Source organism: Pontibacter populi, assembly GCF_019336435.1.
Lineage (GTDB): Bacteria > Bacteroidota > Bacteroidia > Cytophagales > Hymenobacteraceae > Pontibacter > Pontibacter humidus.
On the sequence record NZ_JAHWXQ010000005.1, the window covers coordinates 39,895 to 66,330 of the forward strand.

At 41.3% G+C, this 26,436-nt stretch carries 22 protein-coding genes and 1 tRNA gene; 14 read left to right on the forward strand and 9 right to left on the reverse strand.

The features are described 5' to 3' along the window. Positions 1-220: 220 nt before the first annotated feature. From KYK27_RS15550 to KYK27_RS15585, 8 genes are all read left to right on the forward strand, one after another. Positions 221-1,405 carry a site-specific integrase gene (locus tag KYK27_RS15550; protein WP_199111208.1) on the forward strand — a complete coding sequence of 395 codons (1,185 nt, stop codon included), beginning with the start codon at positions 221-223 and terminating at the stop codon, positions 1,403-1,405. 13 nt (positions 1,406-1,418) lie between these two features. Next, positions 1,419-2,474: a hypothetical protein gene (locus KYK27_RS15555; RefSeq protein ID WP_199111210.1), complete on the forward strand. Its 1,056-nt coding sequence runs from the start codon at positions 1,419-1,421 to the stop codon at positions 2,472-2,474. Positions 2,475-2,769: 295 nt separating this feature from the next. Then, positions 2,770-3,009 (forward strand): helix-turn-helix domain-containing protein, encoded by a 240-nt coding sequence (locus KYK27_RS15560; protein ID WP_370583651.1) that lies wholly within the window; start codon positions 2,770-2,772, stop codon positions 3,007-3,009. Positions 3,010-3,328: 319 nt separating this feature from the next. Further along, positions 3,329-3,661 carry a helix-turn-helix domain-containing protein gene (locus KYK27_RS15565; protein ID WP_199111214.1) on the forward strand — a complete coding sequence of 111 codons (333 nt, stop codon included), beginning with the start codon at positions 3,329-3,331 and terminating at the stop codon, positions 3,659-3,661. A 6-nt stretch (positions 3,662-3,667) separates the two neighbouring features. Continuing rightward, positions 3,668-4,051 carry a hypothetical protein gene (locus KYK27_RS15570; RefSeq protein WP_199111216.1) on the forward strand — a complete coding sequence of 128 codons (384 nt, stop codon included), beginning with the start codon at positions 3,668-3,670 and terminating at the stop codon, positions 4,049-4,051. Between the two features lie 104 nt (positions 4,052-4,155). Then, entirely contained in the window at positions 4,156-5,565 is a 1,410-nt protein-coding gene (locus KYK27_RS15575; protein ID WP_199111218.1) for a phage/plasmid primase, P4 family, read from the forward strand. A gap of 403 nt (positions 5,566-5,968) precedes the next feature. Next, on the forward strand, positions 5,969-6,319 hold the full coding sequence (locus KYK27_RS15580) for a hypothetical protein (RefSeq protein ID WP_199111220.1): 351 nt from the start codon (positions 5,969-5,971) through the stop codon (positions 6,317-6,319). A gap of 2 nt (positions 6,320-6,321) precedes the next feature. After that, a complete protein-coding gene (locus KYK27_RS15585; protein ID WP_199111222.1) occupies positions 6,322-6,525 on the forward strand; it encodes a FeoB-associated Cys-rich membrane protein in 204 nt (67 codons plus the stop codon). A 112-nt stretch (positions 6,526-6,637) separates the two neighbouring features. On the opposite strand, the gene KYK27_RS15590 is transcribed toward KYK27_RS15585, so the two are convergent. Genes KYK27_RS15590 through KYK27_RS15600 form a run of 3 tightly spaced genes read right to left on the reverse strand, consistent with a single transcriptional unit; the run spans position 6,638 to position 9,458 of the window. Beyond that, positions 6,638-7,300: a hypothetical protein gene (locus tag KYK27_RS15590; RefSeq protein ID WP_199111223.1), complete on the reverse strand. Its 663-nt coding sequence runs from the start codon at positions 7,298-7,300 to the stop codon at positions 6,638-6,640. A gap of 16 nt (positions 7,301-7,316) precedes the next feature. Next, complete coding sequence (locus KYK27_RS15595; RefSeq protein WP_199111225.1) at positions 7,317-9,068, reverse strand: DUF262 domain-containing protein; 1,752 nt, start codon at positions 9,066-9,068, stop codon at positions 7,317-7,319. Positions 9,069-9,071: 3 nt separating this feature from the next. Then, a complete protein-coding gene (locus KYK27_RS15600; protein WP_199111227.1) occupies positions 9,072-9,458 on the reverse strand; it encodes a hypothetical protein in 387 nt (128 codons plus the stop codon). 516 nt (positions 9,459-9,974) lie between these two features. Between KYK27_RS15600 and KYK27_RS15605 the strand changes: the two genes are divergently transcribed. Then, positions 9,975-10,334, forward strand: coding sequence for a hypothetical protein (locus KYK27_RS15605; protein ID WP_199111229.1), 360 nt, complete (start codon positions 9,975-9,977; stop codon positions 10,332-10,334). Positions 10,335-10,374: 40 nt separating this feature from the next. Here KYK27_RS15605 and KYK27_RS15610 read toward each other — a convergent pair whose 3' ends face one another. The 3 genes from KYK27_RS15610 to KYK27_RS15620 are packed head-to-tail and all read right to left on the reverse strand — an operon-like array spanning position 10,375 to position 16,849. Beyond that, on the reverse strand, positions 10,375-13,578 hold the full coding sequence (locus KYK27_RS15610; protein ID WP_199111231.1) for a type I restriction endonuclease subunit R: 3,204 nt from the start codon (positions 13,576-13,578) through the stop codon (positions 10,375-10,377). Next, a complete protein-coding gene (locus tag KYK27_RS15615; protein WP_199111233.1) occupies positions 13,575-14,762 on the reverse strand; it encodes a restriction endonuclease subunit S in 1,188 nt (395 codons plus the stop codon). The genes KYK27_RS15610 and KYK27_RS15615 overlap by 4 nt, the downstream gene beginning before the upstream one ends. Next, a complete protein-coding gene (locus KYK27_RS15620; protein ID WP_233150479.1) occupies positions 14,759-16,849 on the reverse strand; it encodes a type I restriction-modification system subunit M in 2,091 nt (696 codons plus the stop codon). Before KYK27_RS15620 ends, KYK27_RS15615 begins: the two co-directional genes overlap by 4 nt. A 421-nt stretch (positions 16,850-17,270) precedes the next feature. Here KYK27_RS15620 and KYK27_RS15625 point away from each other — a divergent pair, with 421 nt between their 5' ends. Beyond that, complete coding sequence (locus KYK27_RS15625) at positions 17,271-18,476, forward strand: hypothetical protein (RefSeq protein WP_199111234.1); 1,206 nt, start codon at positions 17,271-17,273, stop codon at positions 18,474-18,476. A gap of 513 nt (positions 18,477-18,989) precedes the next feature. Here KYK27_RS15625 and KYK27_RS15630 read toward each other — a convergent pair. Continuing rightward, a complete protein-coding gene (locus KYK27_RS15630) occupies positions 18,990-20,333 on the reverse strand; it encodes a hypothetical protein (protein WP_199111235.1) in 1,344 nt (447 codons plus the stop codon). A 642-nt stretch (positions 20,334-20,975) separates the two neighbouring features. On the opposite strand from KYK27_RS15630, the gene KYK27_RS15635 reads away from it, so the two are divergent. Further along, positions 20,976-22,877 carry a hypothetical protein gene (locus KYK27_RS15635; RefSeq protein ID WP_199111236.1) on the forward strand — a complete coding sequence of 634 codons (1,902 nt, stop codon included), beginning with the start codon at positions 20,976-20,978 and terminating at the stop codon, positions 22,875-22,877. A 599-nt stretch (positions 22,878-23,476) separates the two neighbouring features. Here KYK27_RS15635 and KYK27_RS15640 read toward each other — a convergent pair. Then, positions 23,477-23,548: transfer RNA gene (locus KYK27_RS15640), tRNA-Glu, on the reverse strand. A 187-nt stretch (positions 23,549-23,735) separates the two neighbouring features. Between KYK27_RS15640 and KYK27_RS15645 the strand changes: the two genes are divergently transcribed. The 3 genes from KYK27_RS15645 (at position 23,736) to KYK27_RS15655 (ending at position 25,273) form a co-directional block, all read left to right on the forward strand. Then, complete coding sequence (locus tag KYK27_RS15645) at positions 23,736-24,011, forward strand: hypothetical protein (protein WP_199111237.1); 276 nt, start codon at positions 23,736-23,738, stop codon at positions 24,009-24,011. Positions 24,012-24,088: 77 nt separating this feature from the next. After that, a complete protein-coding gene (locus KYK27_RS15650) occupies positions 24,089-24,403 on the forward strand; it encodes a hypothetical protein (RefSeq protein WP_199111238.1) in 315 nt (104 codons plus the stop codon). 153 nt (positions 24,404-24,556) lie between these two features. Further along, positions 24,557-25,273, forward strand: coding sequence for an SIMPL domain-containing protein (locus KYK27_RS15655; protein ID WP_199111239.1), 717 nt, complete (start codon positions 24,557-24,559; stop codon positions 25,271-25,273). 82 nt (positions 25,274-25,355) lie between these two features. Here KYK27_RS15655 and KYK27_RS15660 read toward each other — a convergent pair whose 3' ends face one another. Then, complete coding sequence (locus KYK27_RS15660; RefSeq protein WP_199111240.1) at positions 25,356-26,348, reverse strand: hypothetical protein; 993 nt, start codon at positions 26,346-26,348, stop codon at positions 25,356-25,358. Positions 26,349-26,436: the final 88 nt, after the last annotated feature.

A 26,436-nucleotide genomic window follows, 5' to 3' on the forward strand; every position in this document is an offset into this window, starting at 1 on the left:
AGTAGTCCGTACGGCAACTGTATATACTAATATTGCCTACTATTAACTTTGAAAACCTAATTTTCAGCCTTTAAATGCATATTATGTTAGGTGATAGTAGTTCATATAAGTAAATGTTAAAATATATTTTGTTACTTTTTTGTTACTTTAGCTTGCTTTTGGTACGTTTGAGGCATTGCAATTAGAACGTAAAATATTCCTCTATAACATCCTCAGCTTTATGGCTAAGCCCTCTACTAAATCTGCCCTGGAAAAGGTATCTGCTACCCGTGTGGTAGTCAAAGGCAAACTGGTAAAACTGCGTGCCCGCCTCTTATCTTCCGGAGGCGAATCGTTTTACCTTGACTACAAGTATAACGGCAAGCGAAAATACGACTTTTTAGGACTTCATCTCATAGCCAATCCTAAAACATCCCAAGAGCGCACTGCCAACAAAGACAGCCAGCTGCTGGCCGAACGCATCCGCTCCGAACGTGAACTGCAGCTTTCAAAGAACACGCAGATTGTCAAAGCCTCAGTGCAACGCAAAGCCAACTTCCTCTTGTACCTAGACGAGTACACAGACGCCTATCCGAAAAAAGATGCCCGCGTAATCAAAGCGATGGCCGCCAAGTTCAAGAAGTTTGTTGGCGAACCGGAGATGTTGCCTTTCTCGGATGTGACCGTAGGCTTGTGTCAGCGTTTTCGCATGCACCTGGACCAAACGTGCTCAGGCTCTACTCCCTACAACTACTTTAAAAAATTTCGAAAAGTCTTAAAGCAAGCCATGAAAGACGGCATTATCGGGCAGAACCCAGCTGAAGACGTGGAAAATCGGTATGTAGAAGGAATCGAGAAAGCGGTGCTTACCACACAGGAAATACAGAAAATGGCGAGCGTAGATTGTTACCTTCCAGAAGTAAAGCGAGCCTTTTTGTTTAGCTGCGTCACAGGCCTTAGGTTTTGCGATGTGAACGAGCTGGAATGGAAGTCTATCTCGGGCAATGTGATGCGAGTAAAGCAGCAGAAGACAAGCAAAGATGTGGTGGTGAACCTGAACACTACAGCCATGAAGCTGCTGGGCGAGCGGCCCAAACTAGCAGCGAAGGCAACTGGTAAAAAAGCTAGTAAAGATACTGTGAAAGAAACTAGTCCGGTTAACCAGAAAATCTTTAACCTTCCGTCAAGCAACACATGTGGTAAGCATTTACAAAACTGGGCAGACAAAGCCGAGATCCATAAGAAAGTCACCTGGCATTGCGCACGCCACTCGTTTGGTACCAACCTGCTAATTACGGGAGCGGATGTGCGCTCCGTATCCGGATTATTGGGACACTCTAGTTTGGTTGAAACGCAGAAGTATGTCCGGCTGGTAGAGTCCCTAAAAGAAAAAGCAGTAGATAACCTTCCAGTGATAGTTTTTTAATTAATATTAGTACGTGGAAGAAACATACAACGATGTAGACTGGGAAGCCCTATCTTATTATCGCAACCATTGGCAGGAGGGGAGTCAACAAATAAAGAATGCGCTGTTACGGGTTGTAACATTGGCCTATGATGAAGCGGGCAGAAGTGCTGCCGCTGCTATGGAGCTAATAGAGGAACAGCTTCAAATGGTTTCTTACGATGAGTCCAGCTTTCAACAAGCGTTAGGAAAAGTGCTGCAAGAGCATGTAGGTATAATTGCTAATAAACAGTTGCTAAACCCCTTTATGAATCTTAATGGGGATTACAGGCCTGCATATATGGCAGAACGTTTTGCCTTGGCTAATCTAACTGGAACTAAACCTGAAAATGCGTTAGAATGGCTTACTAGCCTTGACGAATCAAATGAGCGCGTGCGCCTGCTGATTACGGCTATCTACTTGATGGAAGTTAAACGAGAGCTACAAGCGTGTAGTAAATCAGGGTATAGCAGTTTGACTATCAAGAATGACAATAACGAGGACGACAATGAAAAAAGTGATGCGGATTCGCAGGTAGAAGGTATAGGCAAAAAGTCTAACCGCCAAGTTTTAATGATCAAGCCGCATGGATTCCCTTGGTTTATAACCCCTGAGCTAGAATCCATTAAATTAATATACCAGATTTTACTAGATGAGGATATAATCGAACCCATTGCGGTAAAGGTGGCAGATATTACTGCTTTGTTTAGTAAAGATGGTCCACAGGAGCCTATTCAAATTACAGGTGATATTGGTAAACTGGTTATTATCATGAGGTGGCTGGCTAGTAATATACTAAGTGATGCTCATAAAAGGCCTTCCATAGAAGACTTCTCTCAGGGTGAGTTGAGGCGGTTTAGTCACTGGCTTACCCCTAGAATGATAGGTACATTTAAAGATGTCAATGGAGCCACCTTCACTGCAAAGCAGATTTCAAATGCTGCCAACCGCATACCCTTTGAGGAATTGGAGCAAAGTGAGTGGTACAAGGATTTAGTTGAGCGATTAATAGTTGCCATTAATCCTGAAAAACAAATTAAAAGTAAATAGCTTAAAAGGCCGCCCTGAGCGGTCTTTTTTGTTTTAAGCAGGCATACTATGAAAACAAGAAACACAACTGCCCTATCAATACTGAGCTAACTTCTGAGTCAACATGTGAGTCAAAGTAGGGGGTAATGAGTCAAAGTATAGGGTGTTGAGTCAACTTGCTTTGGGGGACTTTAGAGCGCGAAAAAAGCTCCTTACCTATGTGTTATAAATCATTTTATAACATATTAAAAAACAAAACATGAATGCAATTACCCAAGAGCTCTTAGCAATTAAGAGCCTACTGGTGACACAGATGATGTACACCAAAACCTTCTTCAGCGTTCCGGAGACGGCCGGATACCTTAACCTCTCGGAAGACGCCGTTTACAAACTGATGTCCTCCCGCAAGCTGGAACACTCAAAACCAAACGGCAAGGTGGCCTACATCCAGCGTGCCGAGTGCGACCGTTACGTGCGCCAGAACACCATACGTACGATCGAAGAGATCAACCAGGAGGCTGCACAGAGAATAAAGAAAGGAGGTCGCTCATGGTAGGTACTCTTCTTATTCTTATTGCTTGCAAGGACCTGGTCTTCTCCCCAACCAGCAGGCAGCCCAGTAAGGCTGCCTGGCCTTCCTGCACTTTCCGGATGCGGCAAAACTGCAAGGACTCTTTTCTTTATCTTCGATCAAAGTTAGCACCTCTTTTGCTTAAATTTCCAGGTGTTAGGTGGACCGGTGACCTATCCGGGCTCCTGGAGCGGCCGGCGGTGCGCATACCCTGGAACAGGCATCATAATCCTCATTTGCTCTCTACCTATTGGGAAGCCTCGCTAATGCCTGTGGCTACTTTTATGAAAGGGGGTGCAGGACGATGAGCGGCATTATCATACTACAGCTGCTGAACAACGAGTTACGGCAGCTTATACGGGATGAGGTCCGCCGGGTCCTGTCTGAAACAGGTGTCTTGAAGGCCATAGGGTTGCATGAGGAACTGATGGATGCACAAGGTGCGGCAGCCTTTCTAAAGCTAAAGCATGGGACAGTAAACACGCTTTTCTCTAAAAACAAACTGAAGGGAATTAAGAAGGGTCGCAAGACGTACTTCAGGCGTGCCGATCTGATGGAGTACCTGGAATCTGATCGTAAGGCAATGCCTTCAAGCGGCGATGGCAAAGGAATAGTGGCTGATAACGTAAACGGATAAGGAGTTATGCAGAACTATAGCACCCGGCTGCCAAGCCCAAAATACCTAACCGCACAGAGCTTATTTTTGGAAGTAAATGCCAACCGTGACAAGCGCCTGGAAACTTACAAGTCCAAACAGAACTATAATAAGACCTATGCCAACCAGCTTGCCCAGGAGCTAGACGCGGACCTCAGCTTTTACTGCGAGTCACAGCGGGAGGTGGACCGGCTTCTGGACCATATCAATGCACTCAAACTACAGCTGGTTGCCCAGGCTATGGCAGCGAAGTTGGATCAGAGCATTATCCAGGACTTCATTAAGAGCAAAAAGCTCGACGTAGAGATGCTTGGCTTTTACATCGAGCACTTTAAATCTAAGCTCAATACCCCCACCACACCGGTAAATTAATTTCAAATCAAGTATGGTAGCAGCTTTACGACAGGCACTCTAATGCCTGCCGAGGGGATTGCTGTGCCATAAATTTTTTCACAACCTTAATGATCAACTAATTTATGAATAACATAACTGATTTACCAACTAACTCTATAGCGCACGATAAATTGCTAGACCAGTTGCTTACAAACATCACTGCAACGGATTTTAAGGAGTTTGCAGAGCTCAAGGAAGGACAAAACCTAAAGCAAAAGCACTATTACGTCATTGCCGTAGAGAACATCCTCCGGACAGCAGAAAAGATGCATTGGGGTATGTGCCGTAACAACGGCTGTATCTACCTGTTCAATGGCTGCTTTTGGCAGCAGGTAGAGGAGGCTGTTCTAAAAGACTTTCTTGGTAGAGCGGCGGAAAAGATGGGCATTGATCGCTTCGATGCCCGCTATCACCTGTTTAAAGAACAGCTCTACAGGCAGTTCCTGGCCTCCGCAAGGCTCCAAAAGGCAGTAAAACGCAAGGGAACTGTGCTCATCAACCTGCAGAACGGCACCTTTGAGATCAGCCCAGCGGGTATGCAATTGCGGGAGTTTAAACGTGGAGACTTTCTCACCTATCAGCTTCCCTTTAGCTTCGAGGAGGCAGCACAAGCATTGCTTTTTAATGCCTATCTGGAACAGGTGTTACCGGATGTGGAAAAGCAGGCGGTCGTCTCCGAGTACCTGGGCTATGTGTTTGTGGACCCGAGTGTACTCAAGCTAGAGAAAGCGCTGCTGCTTTTTGGATCTGGCGGCAACGGAAAGTCCGTCTTGTTCGACATCATCAATGCGCTGCTGGGACCCAGTAACGTGTGCAGCTACTCCATGCAGAGCCTGACGGACAAAAGTGGTTACAGCAGGTATATGCTCGGCGACAAGCTGCTCAACTACGCCAGCGAACTCTCTACAAAACTGGACCCCAACTTCTTCAAGCAGCTGACGTCCGGGGAACCGATCGAAGTGCGGCTGCCCTATAGGGATCCCTCGATGCTAACCAGCTATGCCAAGTTACTCTTCAACTGCAACGAGTTGCCCAGGGACATAGAACACACCGACGCCTTTTTCAGGAGACTGTTGATCGTGGAGTTTGACCGCACCATCCCCGAACAAGAGCAGGATAAGCAACTGGCCAGCAAGGTTATTGCAAGTGAACTGTCGGGTGTGTTCAACTGGATACTGCAGGGCCTTAAACGGCTGATGGCACAGGGACGCTTCAGCGACTGCGAGGCCTCTAAAGCCAAGGTGGAGCAGTATAAAAAGGAGACGGATAGCGTGCTGATGTTTTTAGAGGAAAACAATTACATTAAAAGCCTGGGAAAGTTCAGTGCCTTAAAAGAGCTCTACCAAAGCTACCGTGCCTTCTGCTACGACTACGGAAACACGCCGTTGAACTGCACCAACTTCCGCAAAAGACTGGAAGGCGCAGGAATGCCTATCACTCGGCGCAGTTGTGGCTGGGTGGTGTTCCTGGAAACACAGTCCTTCTTAAATTAATGTTTGTTTGTGGCTGCACTAGCTGCATTTGCTGCACCCGGAATTAGCCGTGAAGTGTAGTAAGTGCAGCAAGTGTAGTGCTAAACTAACTTATTATTCAATCGCTCTAAGCTATTGTAAAGTGCAGCTAGGAAATGATTTTTCCATTAAAATGCACGGTAATGTAGACAAATTTACTTTTAATGTAATTGTAAGACAGGTTAACCTGAATAGATGTAAATTAAAAACGCTTCTGTTTAGATTGATTTGCCTTTCTTCTACAGGTACTCTGTATCTATTCAAACCAAATCAAATCCATGCAAATCGAATTGGCACGCAAGTAGCTAATCGGCTAACTGATCCGGCGTAGGCGAAAGTGTAACTTTGCATAGTAATCACATTTTGAACCTTTTAACCTTAATTTATGGAAACAAGACAGGATTTATTGACAGGGGAGGAGTTTATTCCTTTGCGCCGTAACCAACGCTTTGCCAGCCGCGCAAATCAAGTGCGCTACAACAACTTGCTGGCCCAGCAAAAGCGGGATGCCAAACGTCCGCTAGATCGTGCACTAGACACGAACCGCACTATCTTAAAACGACTACTAGGTGAAGCGAAAAGCGTAATGTTTAGTCGGGACTATCTGATGGGAGCGGGCTACAACCTAACAGCTTATACCCAGATTGCAGAGAATGAAAAAGCGTCTTACTGGTGCGTGTATGAGTTCGCACTGACACCACTACAAGACAATAAACTTAAGATCAGCAGGAAATAGGTATGGAAAAGCATTTTGAAGTAGGGCAACTTTCGGAACTGGCCGCATACAGCATCGGTATGGCTTATGTAGTAAATGCCAAGAGCAACAATCGCTGGAATGTGATCATATTCTTAGTGGTTGCAGCAGTGCTTACGTGGATCATTTATAAGTCTATGACCAATAAAGAAACTAAACCTAAGAGGAATGACAAACATGTTAATTAGCTTCTAATCCTTAATTGGTATCATTGATTTATGAAGCATTAAATATTCTACTAAACTATAAAGCTCGAAGTAATTTCGACCTTTATAGTTTAGTAGAATATAAATTAACTTATTATCCAAATATAGTGCTCTTAACCAATACTCCATCTTTTACATAGATGTAGAACATAAACTCTAGTTTATATTTTCCATCGGGTGCAGTATGTCCATTTAATAGCACTGGATTACCAGGGGCTTCTATATTACTAGAACTCGCTTTAAGTATTTCTATCTTACCATCTTTAGTACTAAAAGTGTTAATGATGTGCTTTGACCAAGTTTGTACGCCACCTCCTACAATGGCTTCTAATGCATTATGTACTGCTGGTTGTGATAAATTCAGAAAATAGCGATTACGCAAAAAGTCAATTACTTTGTCTGCAGTGTTTAGTTCACCATCATACCTTGACTCATTCACCATAAAGGCGTACTCTGGTCTGCCATCAACTTTTAATGCAAGGATATTCTCGTCAAAGAAACCGTGCCTAAAAAGGTAACTTTCTTCTTTTCTATCTATTAGCAAACTATCTTGGCTTAAATATTCCCACTTAGCTTTCTCGATGCGTCCATTTTGGGATATAAGTAACTCGTTATTTGTACGGAAAATATATACGTGCTTACTATTTGTACTATCGTCTATAATAACCCAATGTTGATTAGTAAGTAGTGTTAAGTTGTCTAACTTCTGAGAGTAGCGCTGGATTTTTGGTATTATGTCGGAGATAAAGGTCTTCATGATTTATACTTAGAGCTTAACGGCTTATCTTTTCATAAGCACGTTTGATGACAGCTGCGATCATCTTTCTTCTTTCAACTAAGAAATCAGCATAAGTCATAATTTCCCAATTGTCTGGTAATGCGTGCCAGTGGTACATATCTAACCGTTCCTGCTCATCTAACCGCTCTAAGTAGTAAGGGAGGTATTCGGAAGGATGCTTGTCAGAAATAGCAATATTATCACTCCATTCAACTAAGGCAAAGTTAGCAATCTGGTTTACTTCTCGTTGTTCTGTAATTCCGTTACGGTGTAACCAAGCTTTCGGGAAAAGATGATGGCGTTCTAAAGCCGACTTCTTGCTTCTTAAGCCTTCTTGTAGTAGGTCAGATACTTTTAACTTGGAGAATAAACCATAAGCATCCAGCACATATTTAGAAGCATAGTAAGCATATAGGGAAGGGCTGGTAGATGATGATGTTGCCATGGCAAGCGGTAAAGTCATCTCCCAGAAATCATTCGTCAGTTGTGAATCTATGATCTCTTCCAATACAGCCTGAAAGCCAGCAGCGTCTGTAACAGTTCTCAGGCGGGCAAGGTCCATTTCCATTACAGTTTCAGGAGAGCCGGTATAACGACCTGTAATAGATGACATAAAGAACCACTTCGCGATGAGTTTTTTTAGCTCATACAAGTCCATGCCATAGTCTTCACGCCCTATTAGGAAGTAGATATATGCATAGAGCAGGTTGTTTTTAGAACTGATGTAATCCTGACGAGCGAAGCCTGCAATTTTTATGGCTTTTATGAACTCATGCCAGTTTTGTATATCTAAAGCTTTGGCTTGTGCTTCTTGCAGTCTTCTGAATTGTGTATCTCTTCGTTCAGTGCTGAACTCGCCCGTATCTAGGTCTTTACCACGTAAAATGCTGTAAACGTACTGCAAACGTGCTCTTCTAAAGGCCAAACCAACGGATACACGTAGCATCTGGTCTGGGTTAGGATCGATCAGGTAATTAAAAGGAGATGCGGCACTTTTGGTAGGAATACGGCAAAGCCTGCAGAACTCTTCCAAATCTTTACGGCCTTCTTCCCAGAACACGCTCATCAAGGTTAGGATAAAGTCTGCCTGGTTAAGGGTTTTGCCTTGTGAGTTAATGCGCACGAAAACATCAGCTACCTGTTCTTCATCAATATTGCTGGAGAGTTCTAATGCGGAGAAAGGATAGTTTTCAAGGTTCTTAAGAGCATTAAATGCCTGACGGATACGTTTTACATCTTCTCTGGTAAGTTCTCTTGTCTGCTCCAGTTTTTCTGTAAAACTTTCTGTGATCTCAAAAATATCGGCATCCGGCTTCCATATTTCTGAAATGTTCTGGTAGTACCTGGGATTCTTTCTGATTGCAGCATCAGGAACTTCAAACTTACCTTCAAGTGGGTTAAAAGCAATTACAATGTTTGCAGTGCTGTAATTTTCGCGGATAACTTCCTGGCCCTTTACAACCGCATAGAGTGATGTAAGGCGCTGCTGACCATCTACAATAAGTAAGTTCGGATGCTTTTGTTTCTGTGCTGTACCAATGCCTTTAGTACCTTCCACGTTAGCATTTGCCCAGAACAGGAAATAGCCAACAGGATAGCCTTTAAACATACTATCAAATAGGTCCCTAACCTTTGTGTCAGGCCAGACAAACGGGCGCTGAATATCAGGCAGGCCTATCACTCCTAAATCAATTTGCTGGATAAGTGTGGCCAAGTTATAGTTTACTTCTTTGAAGAGCGTTGCCATAGTTTATCTGGTTTTAGATGAAAACAGCCAGTTGAAAATTGAGTAAACAATGAAGCAACCTAATAAGAAGATGCCTACATAAAATGCTAATGTGAATGCAGCACTTAATAAAGCTGCAACAAAAGATAGTATTATATAAGCTATCCAGCATACTATACCAACAAGTGCAAGACCACCTATTATCGCTCCGATAAAGCCAACTATCTTTCCTAAGCCGGCTAAACCAATTCTCGTTAACAGATAGGCAACAAACAAAATCCCACCTCCAACGAGAACAGCAGGTAACATCACAATAATGCCTTCGATTGCTTCATCAGAATTAGCAAATGCCGGTGTTGATAGTAATAGTAAAGCAATTACTATTTGAAAAGGTTGGTAGTTGTTCTTCATAAATCTGGTTGTTTAACATAGCTTGAATAGATAAGTATAAATATAATAGTAAATATTCTATGTTTAAATAACATTTTGACCTGTACTTAGCATATTTTCATATTAACTAACAAGCGTTTTGTGAATACTGTCAATATGGCTTTAACACTAACGAAGCTTAATAATTATAAAATGCTGATTGATATGGGTTTAAGAAATGCTGATTTATGGCAGATTATGAAATTACTTACAATATGTCAGCTGTTAGTAATTTTTGGCAGAAAAATACAAAAACAATTTAGATTAATTCAAAATTATTAATCTCATAAAATAATTTATGCTTAAGTGAATCGATAGATGTTAGAACTATATTTAAAAGGTTAAGATGTTATCTACAAGTATATTATGGAAAAGAGTCATTGCTCTTTTAGAGTTTAAATTCTAGAATATTCTACATCGTTAAATGTATTTATTAACATACTTTCATGTGGTTGGCAAACAAGTTGATCTTAGTAGGGTGTAACATAATATTATTATATGAAAAAAGTAAAACTAGCGCTTAACCCTTCAGCGCCAAACATTGAAGCGGTAGAGAATTTTGTGATGACAGTGGGTGGAGAATATTCATCTGAAAGTGTTATTATTCAGTTGTTTCCGAATATACAGGATTACAAAGCTAAGGATGACCAGCCTGGAATTGAAGTAAGACAAGTAATGGTTACTACTTCTACGGCTGACACGCAAACCTTGGAGTTTAACTTCACAGACAAAAACCAGCATATTGTTGCCGTTGACGGTGAAAACTATACAATTAAGCTGGATAAAATCGGTGAAGAGTCAATTCCTGGATTTGGGGATGGTTTCAAATACTTTGAGTTTACTGTAAGCCAGAACTAACCACAAAAAAGCCCTTCGTGTAGAAGGGCTTTTTATTACTTTATGCAGCCACCGTTCTGCCAAAACTCGGGTAATGATCAAAGATGAACCCATAGAGCTGCTTCGATTTTTCTTCCACTTCTTCTGGCGTAAAGGCTTCTGGTAGGCCTTTGTTTTCGTCGTATAGGTAGTTATAGATAAAGGTGCTTATGTCGGCTTGTGATGCTTCTTTTTCGCGCCAGTTGTCATACTTCTCTTTGTTCTCTTTCAGGGCATCTAGCAGGCCTTTGGCTACTTTCTTGATGCGTTCACGGTCAGCTAGTTCAAGATTCGGTTTCAGCAGTTGGTCAAACAGTACCAAGTGTTCTTCTTTCAGGCCTTCGCGGGCTGCACGTTTTTCTTCTTCGCTCAGGTCCTTCAGGTAATCCATCAGCTTTTCAAAGGTCTCCTCTATCACATGGCGGTCCTTCTCGTAATTGTAGTCTGCTATAATGTCCTGGTAGCGCTTGTAAAAGTCTGTACGGAGCGGGTTCTGACGCATCATTTTAGCCAGTTTCTGCTCAATGTAGTTTTTTAGGTTCTGTACAGTGGTGTTGCGCTTCTTAGACTTCTCAAACTCTTCTTTGAGCTTTGTGAAATTTATATTACTTAAGTCGTACAGCTTGTGGTCAGCATCTTCGCCTACCTGCCAGACAGGGGAGATGGCATCGTCTACAATCTGGTGTAGTTCTCTAAGTATCTGCGTGATGTCGGCTTTCTCTTTGTCGTTTTGCAGACTGCCGTAGATGATGCTGATAGCGTCGTGCTCTGCGCGATATTCCAGCACACCATCTATCGTTAAGCAAGCTTTGAATTTTTTGAACACTTCGCGAGCCAGGATCTCAAAATGCTTGCGGGTTTCCTCGCTATAGTTGATAACTTCCTTGGCTTCAATAATAGAATCAGCCTGTTTAAAGGTGCCGCTCTTGTCGTAAATCTTATCCAAGTTAAAGCCTTTCTCAATCAGGTAGGCACGCGCCATGCTGATGCTGGTAGCAAGTTCTTTCAGCAGCTCTTCTTTTGGCTTTACCGGGTCTGTAGTGGCTGTTCTGCCGGAAGTACCCACTGCAAATACTGCCAAGGCTTCGCGCAGGCTTTTCAGGATGCCACAGTAGTCTACAATTAAACCGTTGTTTTTACCTTCGTACACGCGGTTGGCACGGGCAATGGCCTGCATAAGCGTATGGGCTTTCAGGGGCTTATCTAAGTATAGCGTAGATAGGCTTGGTACGTCAAAACCTGTCAGCCACATGGCGCACACAAAGGCTACCCGGAAAGGATGATCATTTTTCTTGAAAGCGGTTTCCAGGTCTAGGCGTTTGCCGTCTGGTGTCTCAAATCCCAGCTTCATTTTGGTACGGTGCGGGATAATATCCAAGCCATGCTCCCGGAAGCGCTCTACTTCGTTTTGCTCGTCGCTTACTACCACCGCCATATCGGTTTCGTGCATCCAGTCCAGCAGGGCTTTTAGTTCCTGTATTTCTATCTGGTTGTTGCTAGCCTCGCGCTTTGCCTGAAGTTCGTCTTTCTTCAGTTGCCAGTATTTCTGCACCAGGTTATACATGCGCACGGTGGTAATTTTATCTAGGCACACAAACATGGCTTTGCCGCTTTCCCACTGGGTGGTGTAGTGGTCTACAAAGTCGCGGGCAATGGCATCTAAACGCTTTTCGGCGGTAACAATGTGGTATTCGCGGGATAGCTCTTTTTCCAACAGTGCACTTTCATCGGTGCTTAGGTTTGGACTTATCTCTTCCAGCTTTTCAGCTATCTTTTCGTTTATCTCGGTGGTAGTTATCTGTAGTTTTTCGCCGCGAATATCAAAGATCAGGGGCACGGTGGCGCCGTCGTTCATGGCCTGCTGAAAATCATAGACAGATACATAATCTCCGAATATGCGGCTGGTAATTTCATCGTCTTTAAACAGGGGAGTGCCGGTAAAACCAAGGTAGTTAGCGTATGGCAAAGCGGTTCGCATGTTCAGGGCCAGGCGACCATACTGGCTGCGGTGTGCTTCGTCTGAAATAACGATAATATCGGAGCGGTTAGAGTAGGCGCTTTCTTTAGTTACTTCCTGATTAAACAGGTGGATGAGCGAGAACAGGTACGGCTTATCGGCTTTAAACAGCTCTTGCAGGTCTTTGCCGGACTTTGGTATACATTGGCTTGAGTCATTATCTACCAGGCCACAACCGGCGTAGGTGCGGTAGATCTGGTCGTCCAGTTCGGTGCGGTCGGTAACAACTAAAAAGGTAAAGTTGCCTTTTAGTTTGCGGTGTACTTTTTCGGAAAAGAACACCATGGAGTAAGACTTTCCGGAACCTTGCGTGTGCCAGAAAACTCCTAACTGACCATTGTTAAACTCACGTTTACGAACTGCTTCTATAGCATTGTTTACGCCCAGGAACTGGTGGTTACGAGCCACAATTTTTACTAGCTTGCCTTTGCTGTCGTCAAACAAAATAAAGTTCTCAAACAGGTCCATGAAGTTGGCTTTAGTGCAGACACCGCGCAGCAGCGTGTTCAACTGTACTTTTTCGGTTTCTTCCTTGTCTTCTATCAGGCGCTTCCACTCATTAAAGTGGTCGTATTTGCCAGTGACAGAGCCTATTTTGGCGTGCTCGGCGTTGCTGATAACTACAAAAGCGTTGGCATCAAAAAGGTGCGGAATGGTGTTTTTGTAATCGGAAAAGTTTTTACTGTAGGCGTCTTTTATGTGGACGTTGATGTTTTTGAGCTCTATAAAGAGTAGCGGTATGCCGTTTACAAAGCCGATAATATCGGGGCGGCGGTTGTAGATGGTGCCGCTAACTTTTAGTTCGCGTACGGCCAGGAAATGATTGTTTTCCGGATTAGTAAAATCAAAGACCTGCAGGCGGGGCTTTTTAAGTTCGCCGGATGCGGTGCGGTACTCTACTATTACGCCGTTTTTAAACAGGTTATACTTTTCGCGGTTCAGGCGGATGTCAATGTTATGGCCGGCACGGGTTTGGGTAATCTGGCGTATGGCAGCTTCGTAAGCCTCGAAGGGCAAACCGGGGTTAAGCTTTAGCAGGGCCTGGCGCAGGTAGCGCACCAGGTATACTTCTTTCGTAGAAATTCGGCCCAATTTTCCTTGCGGACCTATCTCTTCCTTATCATAAGCATACACGTTCTCCCAGCCAAGTTCTTCTAAAAGTTTGGCGGCTTCAGCTTGTACCAGTTTGTCTTCGTTTAGTTGGCTCATACGGTTATTTCTCCGTTTATCAGTTTCGGTAACAGAATGTCGCGGGCTTGTTTTAGTTTTTGGTTTTGCTCAATTAGTACAAGTCTTTGTTCAAAAAGGCTTGCAGTGATGTCTAGATAATCTTTAAGTATCGTGTCATTAGGAATAAGCATTTCAATGCCTTCAATTTGACCACCACTAATGTTTGGTTGAGCTGCACCACCAGCATAATTTAGTATCTGTACTTGTGCATATTCAGTATTGAAAAAACTAAATAGGAAGGAAGTTGGATTTAAAACCTTCTTAGATTTAAAAATTCCGACGCGTTGATTCAAATAAAAATTCTGTCTAGTGCGGGGCATTATACCGATTTTACCTACCGTTGCTCCTGTCATTGCGATAAGAAGGTCACCCGCATTAAGTCTAAACTTTACAGCCATTTCAGCTACATTGTCATGCACACATTGGCAATTAATTGTGTCAATAGTGTTACCATCAATGTTAGCTATTTTTAAAACAGGGTTACCGTCTGATTGCCAGTCTTTACTTTTGAAAGCAAACCCAGATTGCACTTTTGCTAAATCGCCAACTCTACCAAAGCTCCAACCTTCCGGCACGCCATCAACTAAAGTTGTGTGTTCGTAGCCGGGGAAGCGAAGGCGCACAAACCATTCTTCATACAGCAGTCTCGCAGATTTTTCCAGCAGGGCAATACGTTTCAGATTGTTATCTATCAGGTCGTCGTAAGCTGAAAGTAAACTGCCAATTTTGCGTCTAACATTCGGCGCTGGAACAAAAGATTCATACTTAGAGAACTGCTCCCATTTCGTTCTTGGCCTATCACCTTTTGAGTTTGTAGTAGCATGGTCTATAAAATCTTGGTTCGCTACGAAATAGAAAATAAATTCAGAATCTTCATCTTCCTTCGCTCTAATAACTGAAATTTCAGTAGAACACACCCCGTCAAAGTTGGGCTTAGCAACTTTTCTAAAGTATGGACGCATCTTGCCAAAGAGTACATCCCTTGCTGCAAACTTATACTTGCTGCTAACAACTTCAGAAGATTCTCCAACTGAAGTTATTTTTAAACTATTAGGCTCAATGTGTTCTAATCCTATATATGGTAACACTTCTGAATCCCCATTAGGTATAAATCCATCACGAACTTCAAAAGCAATATCTGCTAGGCAACCTCTGTTTCTCATACTCCCAACTCCTCAAAATTTTGCTGTATAGTTTGTGCCAGTTCAGTGGCTTCTTCGTTCAGGCCGGCCAGTTCCAGGTGTATGTCGCGCAGGGCTTCTTCAAAGTCAAAGTCTTCGTCTACTTCCTGTGGGGCTACGCCTACATAGCGGCCAGGAGTAAGGCTCCAGTCGTTGGCTTCTATCTCAGCTATAGTTGTCAGCTTTACCAGCCCTTCCACGTCGCGCAGTTTCGCCTCCGGGAAGCGTGTTTGCAGCCACACCACCTGCTTATGGAAGTAGTTCAGCAGTTTAAGCTGTTCGGCTGCTTCGTGGCGTTTTGCATCCAGCGCTTTACGCACCTGTACAACAGAACCAAAGCCAGTATTTGGCATCTGTAGGTTATGCTCTTTGCTTAGTTTCAGGGCGGCATCCAGGGTGCGGGTAATTCCCTTGTAAAGCAGATCCAGTTGCTTGGCTATACTTTTCGCTTTTATAGTTAGCGGCTCAAAGGCTTGTTGCGCCTGGTGTTGCCACTCGTTGCTTTGCAGCACATTCGGGCACCAGTTGTTGCGGTAACTTTCCAGTTCCTGTGTTAAGCCTGCACGGTCATGCGAGTAGGTGCCATAGGTTAGCATCCAGTCTTCATAACTTGCTGTTAGTTCCTGTCTGTCAGCTGCCTCCGGGAGTAGCTTAGTGAAGGCTGTAATAGCACCTTCCAGCTCAATTAAGTTAGTGTTAAATTGCTGTAGTTGCTCGGGTACTTTGGCGGCCTCTTCACAAACCTGGTTCAGGTAATCGTTTACCAGTTTCAGGTAGCGGTCCTGCTGGCCACGGTACAGCCAAACTATAGCTGTCAGGTTCTGTAGTTGTTCCGGCGAGAAATCGTATACTTTGCGTGTTACTTTCCGGAATATGTTACGGGCATCCAGCATCAGCACTTTGTCGCGCATTTCGGCAGGTTTGCCTTTATCCAGGAACCATAGTTCGCAAGGCACGGTACGGGTATAAAAGAAGTTAGAGCGGATAGAGATCATGGCATCCACATCGCCACTTTCTACCAGCTTACGGCGCACTTCTTTCTCGACATTGCCCGCACTACTCGCTTGCGACGACATCACAAAACCGGCACGGCCTGTCGCGTTCAGGTAACTATGGAAGTACGAAACCCACAGGTAGTTACCGTTGCTAACTTTCTTTTGCTTGTTCACGCCTGGCAAACCAAACGGCAGGCGCGGGTCGTTCTTTATCTTTTCAGCATCTACTTCGTCTACGTTAAATGGCGGGTTAGCCATCACAAAGTCGGCACGGCCTAATAAGTTATGCTGGTCTTCATAAAAGCTGTTGCCTTCGACTATACTTCCTTCCAGGCCATGCACGGCCAAATTCATTTTAGCTAGGCGTATAGTTGCGCCTGTTTTCTCCTGCCCAAAGAAAGTAACGGCTTCGTGGGCCGGTTTGCCTACCTTCTCCAGAAAGTGGCTTGTCTGCACAAACATACCACCCGATCCGCAAGCAGGGTCGGTTACAATGCCATGGTCCGGCTCAATTACGTTTACCAGCGTTTGCACCAGCGAAGGCGGCGTAAAGAATTCGCCGTTATCCTGGGCACCCTGCATGGCAAATTTCATCAGGAAATATTCATAAATGCGCCCGAACATATCGCCGGAAGCATCCTGCAGAGCCTGGTCGTTAAAGGTCTTCAGCAGGTTACGGAGCACACCGGTTTCAAAGATCTGGTAATCCTTCGGTAGTATACCTTTCAATGGAGCATAGTCATTCTCAACCAGCTCCATGGCATGGTTTACAGCCCCGGCCACATCTACTTCGGATGGCAGGTTCAGCAGGTACTCGTACTGTGCTTTCTCCTGCAAAAACAGCGCACTCTTACGGGTAAAATCTTCTTTGGTAATTTGTCTAGGTACACCACCACGCGATGGCAGCGTTGCTTCCACTTCGCCTTTAACTTTTAGAAAGCGGTTGTAAGCATGGCGTAAAAAGATAAGGCCCAAAACGGGCATATAGTATTCAGTAGAAGTCAGTTTAGAGTTAGAGCGCAACTGATCTGCAGCAGACCACAATCTACGCTCCACTTGTTCAAAATTTTCCAAGGTGGGTGTTGTAAAAGTTGTAATAGCAAATAGGAGTAAATATAGGGGAAGTTAGATAGAGTTGCAAGGCTGGTAGATTAGGACTAATTCAAATCTATTTACAATGCTTTGAAATATATTGACTAAGTCAATATTGATGCTTGCTATAAAAATTGCTAAGTTTTATGTGTTTTGTATAATATATGCGTACAGAATAGATAATTATAAGTAATGTTAATTGCTACCACTTGTTCTGAATAACTGATCTCTGCCTCAACAAAACCTCTGCATAATACGGTTTAAAATTATAGTAATTTCTATATAAAATCTTTAATAATATTTTTTTCATATTCTAAGTCTGCCTGTTTGTTAGTCTCAAATATGGTTTGATCAGATAAGTAGTCACTATAAATAATATTAACCAACATTAAAATTTAAAACTATGTCAGAATTTACATTAAAAATTAATCAATCATTAGTAGAAAGGACATTGGATAGAATTGATTTTAATCCCTATAAATTTATTTGGGATCAATCATCTAATTTAAGAGAAGAAGCTATTATTGCAGATGACGTGAATCAAGTTTTATTGGACTTTGATCAAAAGCTTGATGATTTGGGAGAGAGTGCTCTAAAAACTTTAGATGAAGACGCTAAAAATGAAGGTTTATTTACTAAATCATTAGAAGAGTTTAATGAAGGTGGCTTTCAAGAATTACTGAAAAAAGATTCTTTATTATTAAGTGAAGATGAAAAGCTGAAAATTAAACATTATACAAAGTTAGAAGAACTGCAAGCTTCGATCATATTTGGGAATGAGCTAGCAGCAGAATATGTATTAAATAATGGAGCTGTTTTTAGTGTAGATGAAACCATTGCCCAAGAAGCAAAAATAATCTTAGGACAAGCTCAAGCGATTAATAGACTTGATAGAGAAACATTAATCTTAGGTTCATCTTTCTTTAAGAAAGTAGGTGGAGTTTTGAGGAATGCCGCTAAGACTATTGGTAAATGGTTCAAAACTCAGATTGCTAAAGTAATTCAAATTGGTAAGCCTGAATTAAAAAGATTAGAAATTAATATATGGAATAGGCCTAGGATCATTTTAGGAAATCCTGTATTGATTAATAATCTTAATGTAAGTGTATATAATCTATCAGTTCATATTCCATATTCTTGGCGTGTACCAATACCAGGTCAGGATTGGCATCATAATGTTTTAAAACTAAATATCCGTTTAGGTGAAGTATTAGTATCGACTGACTCACAATACGATTTATTTCCTGAAAACAACAAAATTTTTGTAGCTCCACGTTTTAATACATTCAAATTTAGTTTCAAAATTTTTGAAATACCTTTTACAATAAGTTTAAGTGGATTGGTAAATAAAATACTTGATAATAAAAGAATTGAAATTTATGACGTCTCTAATCTTGCACTACCACTAAAATTGCTAGATATGAAATATGAAATTGAAGACGTCAAAGCTGTGACATTAGCTAATGGGTTAGCATTAGAAGTTGGTATCAGAGTAAGTGATACATTTATGTTGAGAACCACAACAAAACAAATAAGTCATAAGGTTACGAAAGGTATAAATAAAAGGAATAAAGTAACGGTTAAAACTTCTGGAAATGGTCGCCGTTAAAAATGAGGTAAATAATTCATCTGCAGGTTGTTAGGTTTTGTTAAAGTGGTGTTTTAATACTCTTAAAGTTATTAATCAAATTTTCAAGCTCTAATTTAAATAGATAATTTACTATAGTCAGACAAAATTATACTAACAAAAAATAAGCCTGTCAAGAATTTATATCTTATCAGGCTTATTTTTTGTTAGTATAATAGATTACATGCAACTTTTGAATCTATATGCAAAATGATTCAAATTAAAGTGTATTTGTCGGCTTGCCGTAGCTTTTAATTTAAAAACTAATAGTGATTTGATAAAGCAGGTCAGACCCAGCCTTAGAGTGTGATCTGTGGTAATTTCTTAGGTGCTAATTTACTCTCACAAAAACAAGACAATATCGCGCCAAAGTTATTTTGATCATAATTTAAGAACTGGCAACTACGCTCAAATTTTTTAATCAAAATACTTCAATATTATATATAGATAGCCTTAAAGCAAGTTTAACACAATTTATATACAATATCGATATGTCTAATTAGGTCTTGTTTTTATGTTCTTTGGTTTAGTAAAAGGGTTATATTCATAAAGGCTTTCACTGAAAACCACTTCTCCTTCAGAGTTTATCACCAAGCAACTTAATTCAGTACCTGCACTATACTTTATTTGAGAACTCCTCCATAAATTCTCAGTAATCTTGTTACTACCCTTAGAAGTTGCTATTATTTTAAGCGTGTAGACATCAGGTTCGTTTAACTTTTGCATTATCCTTTCTGCTCTCATTATCAAAGCATGGTTTGATGTTTTCACACCAGAAGCTTCTGATGAAAGTAGAGTCATTATCTGAGTATTGGCAGTGTTAATTGCAGTTAACTCAGCGACCATTTTTGAATGTTTTGAAATTTGATCCTTAAGAGCCTTCTTCTTTGCTTCATTTTTTTCACTTGATAGCTTACTTTGCAATTCTTTTATTTTATCATTGAGGGTGTTGATGTGAGTAGTTGCCCGCATACTTTGTGCATTAATGGTATTTAACTTCTCTATAAAAGGGGAAGGTTTAGTAGACGTCTTGATGGTATATATTGGAAATAGACCTGGATAAAATACTTTCCATTTCTGCTGTTTATTTCTAATTGATTTACTTAACACTGCTACTACAAGAGATTCATCATTTACCATATCAAAGTTTTTAAACTCTGTCGTAGTGCGGAATAAAGAAGCTAACTCAGCAATAGTTTTAAGGGTTCCAGCAGCAGCATACCCCATTGTTATGGGATCTACAAATTGAGGCTTTTCAGGATTTAATAAATTCTCAGCAGCTTGGTTAACTTTTTCATAAGTTGAATTTAATGAGTTAAGCTGTTCAGTTAGAGAAGTATAAAGTTCTATCGCAGGTATATTTGTTGGGTCATAAATTATAAAAGTAGAAGTTTCCTTTTTGCCTGCCTCTGTTTTTGAGAACACATCAACAAATTTATCAAACGTGCTTTCTAAAGAGTTATGCGCTAAAACCCGGCTCTCTATAAATACACCATCATTTGAGGTAATTTTGCCTGATAGAGCGGTGATTTCAGGTCCTTTATACATATCACGCCTAGCTTGAAGCTCTTCTAATTCTGCTTTTGCAATAGCTGTTTCAGCTTTAGCTTTTTCTTCGTTGCTGAGTGGTGCATTTAAAATTGCAGCCGCTTGTCGAGCTTTAGCAGCTTCTAATTCAGCTTCAGCTATTTCTTTTTTATGCCTTGCTATTGCAGCCTCTTGTTCTAGCTTTACTTCCTCAGGGCTTTTTTCTCGCTCTTGACAATAAGCATCCATATTTACTGTAAGCATAAGAATTGTTACACCTAACACTAGGGGTAATATTAATTTTTTTTGCATAAGGTTATTATCTATGGGTTAAATAATGAATTTATATCTTTAAATATATATATAACATATGTTTAATATTAATAATTTAATATATTTTGCAATCAACTAGCTTAAATTCAAGGCAAAAAGAAAGTTTTGATAGGAGCCTGCAGCAATTACATCCATAGTGCAGATGAGTGTAATATTGTCGTTTATCCAGCACTTTGTAGCACATTTATAATTAATGAAAGGAAGGGGATTAAGAAGATACTTTAGGAACATATTGAGGTAGAAAAGTCTACTTTAGACTATCCGAGAAATGGGGGTAATCACACCTATTTATAATAACGCCCATTATAAATACTAAGACTTTCACTGACAAAAATGCTTAGTCATTGAATGCTTGGCCATGCTAAGTCTAATTTATAAATCTAAAAATACCTAGTTCTAAGTATTGAAATTGTGGAATTAAACTTTCAAATTTAGTATTTGGTAACTGATTTATCATAATTTTTATAAGATAAAGGTAATAGTTCAAAATCTATAAAGTACTCTAGCTGATAAGATTGCTAATATTAGAAAAATTAAAAGTTAAGCAGTTGTCACTTGGTACCCATTAACCAGACTAGTTCTCCTTTAGTAATCTTGAAACACTATGTAATCAAAAACACCATGGCTAAAACTCTACAATTTTTTTTGCTCGTATGTCTCTCAATAGCAGCCTTTGGGTGCAGCCCTTTGAGAACATTGATTAACAGAAAATTCCCGCCACTCACCACAACAGACCAACAGTATGCAGCGATTGAAAGAAGTATACTCGAACTCGACTCCCTAAAGCCACACATTAGCCTACACGTTGATAATGAATTTATTATTAAACGCGTTGAGCAGGAGATAAAGAAGGCTGCTGTAGGAGCAGGCAACGAAGATGTCACCTTACAATCATTCGAAAGCAAAATTAATTTCGACAAGCAAGGGGTTTTTGTAAACGTCGATTTCTTTGTAAGACTTCCTAAATACAAGGCCGACATAAAAGGGGTTATATCTGGCGCAACGGCGGTCTCCACCGAACTAGACTCTCTTTACTTGAGAAGTGCCCTGAGTGCAGTGGATATTAAAAGCATCGACTTCACAAAGAAGCCTGGCTTGGCAAAGAAGGCGCTTGCAGCAGCTATTGCTGCAATATTGAGGAACTACATTGAAAACATCAATGGACAGCTACTTAAAAAGCCCACCGTCATCTATGCGGGATATAATCAGTCCTATAAGTTCAGTCCAAGAGAGCTAATTAAAAACCCCGAGACTGAAGTGATTGCTGATACTTTCACTGTAACTCGCCATACTAAAAGAAGTGCGATTCGGCTCAGGCAAGATGGCATTTCTGTGTTGTTGGAAGTATCAAAGGAAAAGCCTGTTGCCCATCCGATTCCACCTACATCCACCAAGCCAAGAAAGCTAGATGAGTTGGCTGCAATTTTCAACACTTATAATGCAAAATTTGACACGGTTTGGTTGGACACCTTTGAAGCAATTGGAGACAGTACGTCCATCTCAGCTAGCATAAGCAAAGCCGAAATAGCTAGCATTTTGAATGAATCGCTCTCAAAACCTATCGTACTGAGACAGGACTTCACTATACCATCCTTTTCGTTCAACGAAAGATTGGAGGCCAAAAAGAATGATATAGATTGTCAACAGGTGAGAGAACCTTTCAGGTATCCCGACTTCAATGGTGCCAGCTGTAATTGGAGTTGTGAATGGTGGAACCAACCTTGTCAAGCTTCAAAGGCACTCTGCATAGCTAACAGAGAAGCTGAAAGAGTCATATGGCAAGCAGCTCGTAAAGCTGCTCAACTAGCACATGAAACAGAAATGTTGGCCAGAATCTCTTCCTGTGACCTGCTGCGAAATGCCAATAACTTCTTAGCTCTAGGGAAGTTCAAGGGAGGCGTTTCAGGCAATGGGAAAGCCCAGGTTAACCTAAATGCTTTCAGCTTTAATGAAGATTTGTCAGAAATGACTCTCAATTACTCGGGAGACTTAAACGCCAAAGTAAAGTCGGAGTTAGTACTACAGCCCCTCGACCTAGGGCATATCTTCTTTTGCCATAGTGATTTCAGAAATCGGGAAAATAGTGACTTTAAAGTAAGAATTCCAACCTCCAACTATAAAATTGGAATTACCTCTATACGCAAGGGCGATGAATTAAATTTGATTGTTAAGCCAGACAAGATTGCCTATAAAGCTTCAATTTCCCCAAGCCCACTACACAGCTTAATACAAAATCGTACATTTATACCTAAATGTCCAATATTTGGAACCATAATAAGCGCTGGTACAGTGTCAGCTATGGCTGGCAATTTTTTAGGCATGGTGACCTTAGCTCCGGAGCAAGAGTTACTTCTTATGGGGAATGCAAGCGGTGAGTACACCGTAGACCAAATTCAAGTCCCCATCAAACCCATAGACTTTAAGGTTGACGAAGAAGTGCTCAGGTCCCAGGTCTACATGAATAGCAAATCCATCCAATTCATTAGCGTCAAACCACCCCTACAATTAGGTTTATCTAGATAAAGAACGGAACAAAACAGTTAGTTGGAGACCTACTACCATTATTAATAACACTATTATTGAAGCTATTTCCATATTTAAAGTTTACCCCAACGGCCTCGTTTAAGCGGTCGTTGGGGAGATTGAAACACAGTTTCATGTCGGACGGCTAACCGGTGGCTGGAGGAGATGGAACGTCGAGCTGGATTAAATCCGGCTGACGCAGTTCACTTTCTTACCCGTCGTTCTTTCACCTGCATCTTTTGCGCCAGCCATAATTGGGCTACAGATTCCAGTTTCCTAAGCAGCAAGTACATCGATTGACTTTCTGTGCTAATAACAAAACACTGCATCTCTGAAAGCTACTTGTTGCTTGAAGAAGAAAAGGTATTGATCGTCAGCTGGCAACCCTATATGGAGCGGGGATAGGCTTGAGTAAAGCAGTCAGAGCTGATGATGCTAGCACCGAAATTATAAAGAAAATGCTAATCGGGCAGGACATAAAACAGGAGAAGAAAAAGCGAGTAACAGCGCAAATAATCTTTTTTGTTACTTTCCTGTTACTCTGGAAACAAAAAAACCGCTTATTTGATGAAATAAGCAGTTTTTGATGGGTTATTGTGTAGTCCGTAGGGGAATCGAACCCCTGTTACCAGAATGAAAATCTGGTGTCCTAACCCCTAGACGAACGGACCGTAATTGCTGTATTGCGGGTGCAAATATAAGAGTCTTAATAGTAAAAACAAATACTTTTGAAAAAAATTGTGCCCAATTTAACCATAATGGGTTTTTAAAGATAAAATTCACGCAGTTATACATTAACAAATAATATATTTATCGCGTTAGTGTAGATTTACAAACTAAAATTAAACAAACATATATATGGCTAGACAAGTCCATTTTACAAGTGTTAGTCCAGATGCTTTTAATCAGTTAAAGGATAAATTAAAGCAATTGGGACTTACGTTACAGGGTAACGACGGAAACATTGACGAAAAAGGTGTTAAAGCAAAGTACAACTATAATGAAGCAGAGCAGAGCCTTGTAATTAATGACTTGAGCGTCGGGTTTCCGGCCAGCATGATGGTTAATGAAAACAGCCTTGTACAGCGTATGACACAGATGGTAGAAGAGTATGGAGGAAGATCTGTTTCCTGAATTAACTTAAACGGCCTTAATTGCCGTATAAAGACACATCAAGTAAATGTATAACTCGCGTAAGCATCTATATAACTATGGAAAACGAAAATAAACAGAATCAGAATAATAAGTCTAAAGCAGGGCAGAAGAAAAACGACTCGGAAGAAAGTGTATTGAAGCTTTTGCAACCGCATGATATGTCTAAAACCATAGAGTCGGCAATGCATGTGTTTCAGGGCAACCACGAGAAGTTACCTGACCTATTACAAGATGTCGGTAATATTATAGTAAGAACCTCCAAAAAATTAACTACAACGCAGCTTATACTAGCTGCAGGTGCATTAACCATTGGGGCTGTGCTACTTGCACGATACAGTATGGATGATGAATATGAGTATGCATCGGAATAAGACATACAAAACTGATAAAAAGCCTTTGCCATTATGGTAAAGGCTTTTTTATTTTCTGTACTTTAGGTTTGTGGTACAACATTTGTAATTCGCAGCTATATAGAAAAAGTCTATACCTATTATTTACCCTTTATCTAACTAAAACTAAAAACCATGAAAAAGACATTCTTACTTCTGTTAGCTGTATTCCTGATCAGCCAGGTTGCCGTGCAGGCTCAACAACAGGCTATGCCGCCTTTGGTAAATGTAAACGGCGTCGGTGAGGTTCGGGTACAGCCCGACCAGGTGATGGTTTCAATGGGCGTGGAAGTGCGTGAAAAGACATTGGAACAGGCGCGTAAGCAAGCAGATGCGAAAGCTGCAGCTATTATTGCCTATCTTAAAAAGCAGGGTGTTAACGAGAAGGACATCCAAACTTCTTACATGAGCATTTACCCGATTTATAGTAACGGAGAATATGGCAGAACAACACCAGATGCTTATACTGCTCAGAAAACGATGACTGTTTTGGTCCGAAAACTTAATAAGTTCGATGAGCTGATGGCTGGTTTATACGGTGCCGGGGTAAACCGTGTGGAAGGAGTATCGTTCCAGGTCGCTGATTTGGAAAAATATAAAGCTGAAGCACGCAAAAAGGCGGTGAACAATGCAAAACAAAAGGCAACTGCTTTAACTAACGAACTTGGAGCTAAAGTTGGAAGGGTTTACGCGATCAACGAAAATACAACAGGCGGGCGCCCTGTTCCAATGTACGCTGAGGCAGCCATGATGAAAACACAGGACAGTGCAGGTGCTGACGGTCCAACTATAGCTGGTGGTGAAGTTATAGTTACCTCTACAGTAAGTGTCAGCTTTATAATAGAGAACTAAACTATAGTTAGCTACTGCAAACGCATTAATACTTTTAACAAAGCGGCTCCCTGATTTCCGGGAGCCGCTTTGTATTTTATAGTTATTGAGCGAAATGTTCGATCGTTTTAAACTCACCCTTCTCATCTGTCAGGAAGGTTAAAAGCCGGGTTGGATCCGCTAAGATTTGCTGCTCTCTGATACTCCAGGGTTTCAGCATTTCTTCGAGCATGTGAGCGTAAGCTACTGGCTCCCACGGGTTAAAAACTTCGTTGGTTACATCATCAATCAGCGTATCCAGTACTAGTTGCTTATCATCAGGTTTTATAGTTCTGATAAAATAATCCGGAACAACATTAAAGATATAAGCAGCATAAAATACCTGTGCTTTAAATTCAGCTACCTGTATCGGGTGTAACTGGCGGCTTTCTATAAGTTTATACATCCTTCCCATCGCTTTGGAAATGATGCCGTTATCCAGCAGCTTACAAACTATAACTACAGGGCCAAGCTTTATACTGAAAGCCATAGTTGACAGCTCGTCCTGGTACTCAAAAGGAAGATTATCCTCTGTCGGTTCAACCTGAAGGATGAAAAGGGAGCAAGGCTGGAAATCAGAAAAAACCATCGGCACACGCAGTGACTGCAGTACCTGGTAAAATGTCCTGAATTTGCCGAGCATTTGTGGATTTTCGCTGACAGGATTTTCAGGCATGATGAGCGGATCTTTTTCCCGGATAAGCTCAGTTACCAATGTGCCATAATACATTTTGCCTATCCACTGGAAGAGTCTTTTCGGGTCAAGCAACTTTATACCTTCGTAATCTGCTTCACTGGCTTTCTCAATTTCTTCCTCGAGCGGTAAAATATAGTTGGTATGGCACTGGTTGCAGCAGGGGATAGTGAGTTGCGAGAAAGTTGTAATGCTTTTATCCAAGAGTAGCAGCTCTTTGTTCTCCAGGTTATATTTTTTCTGCATCCATTCTCCGAAAACCGGTGTTCTGTCAGCAGTAGTTATAGTTATGCCGCACAAAAAGCAATGTTCGTCTGTGAACTGCATTTTTGAAAACGGATCGTATAGTTTCAGGTCAGCCATGGCTTATTATTTTTGCGATGCAAAGATAGCAAACGCAGCTGTAAACCTTTAGGCGAACAGAACTATAGTTCAAGGAATGAAAAGAGGA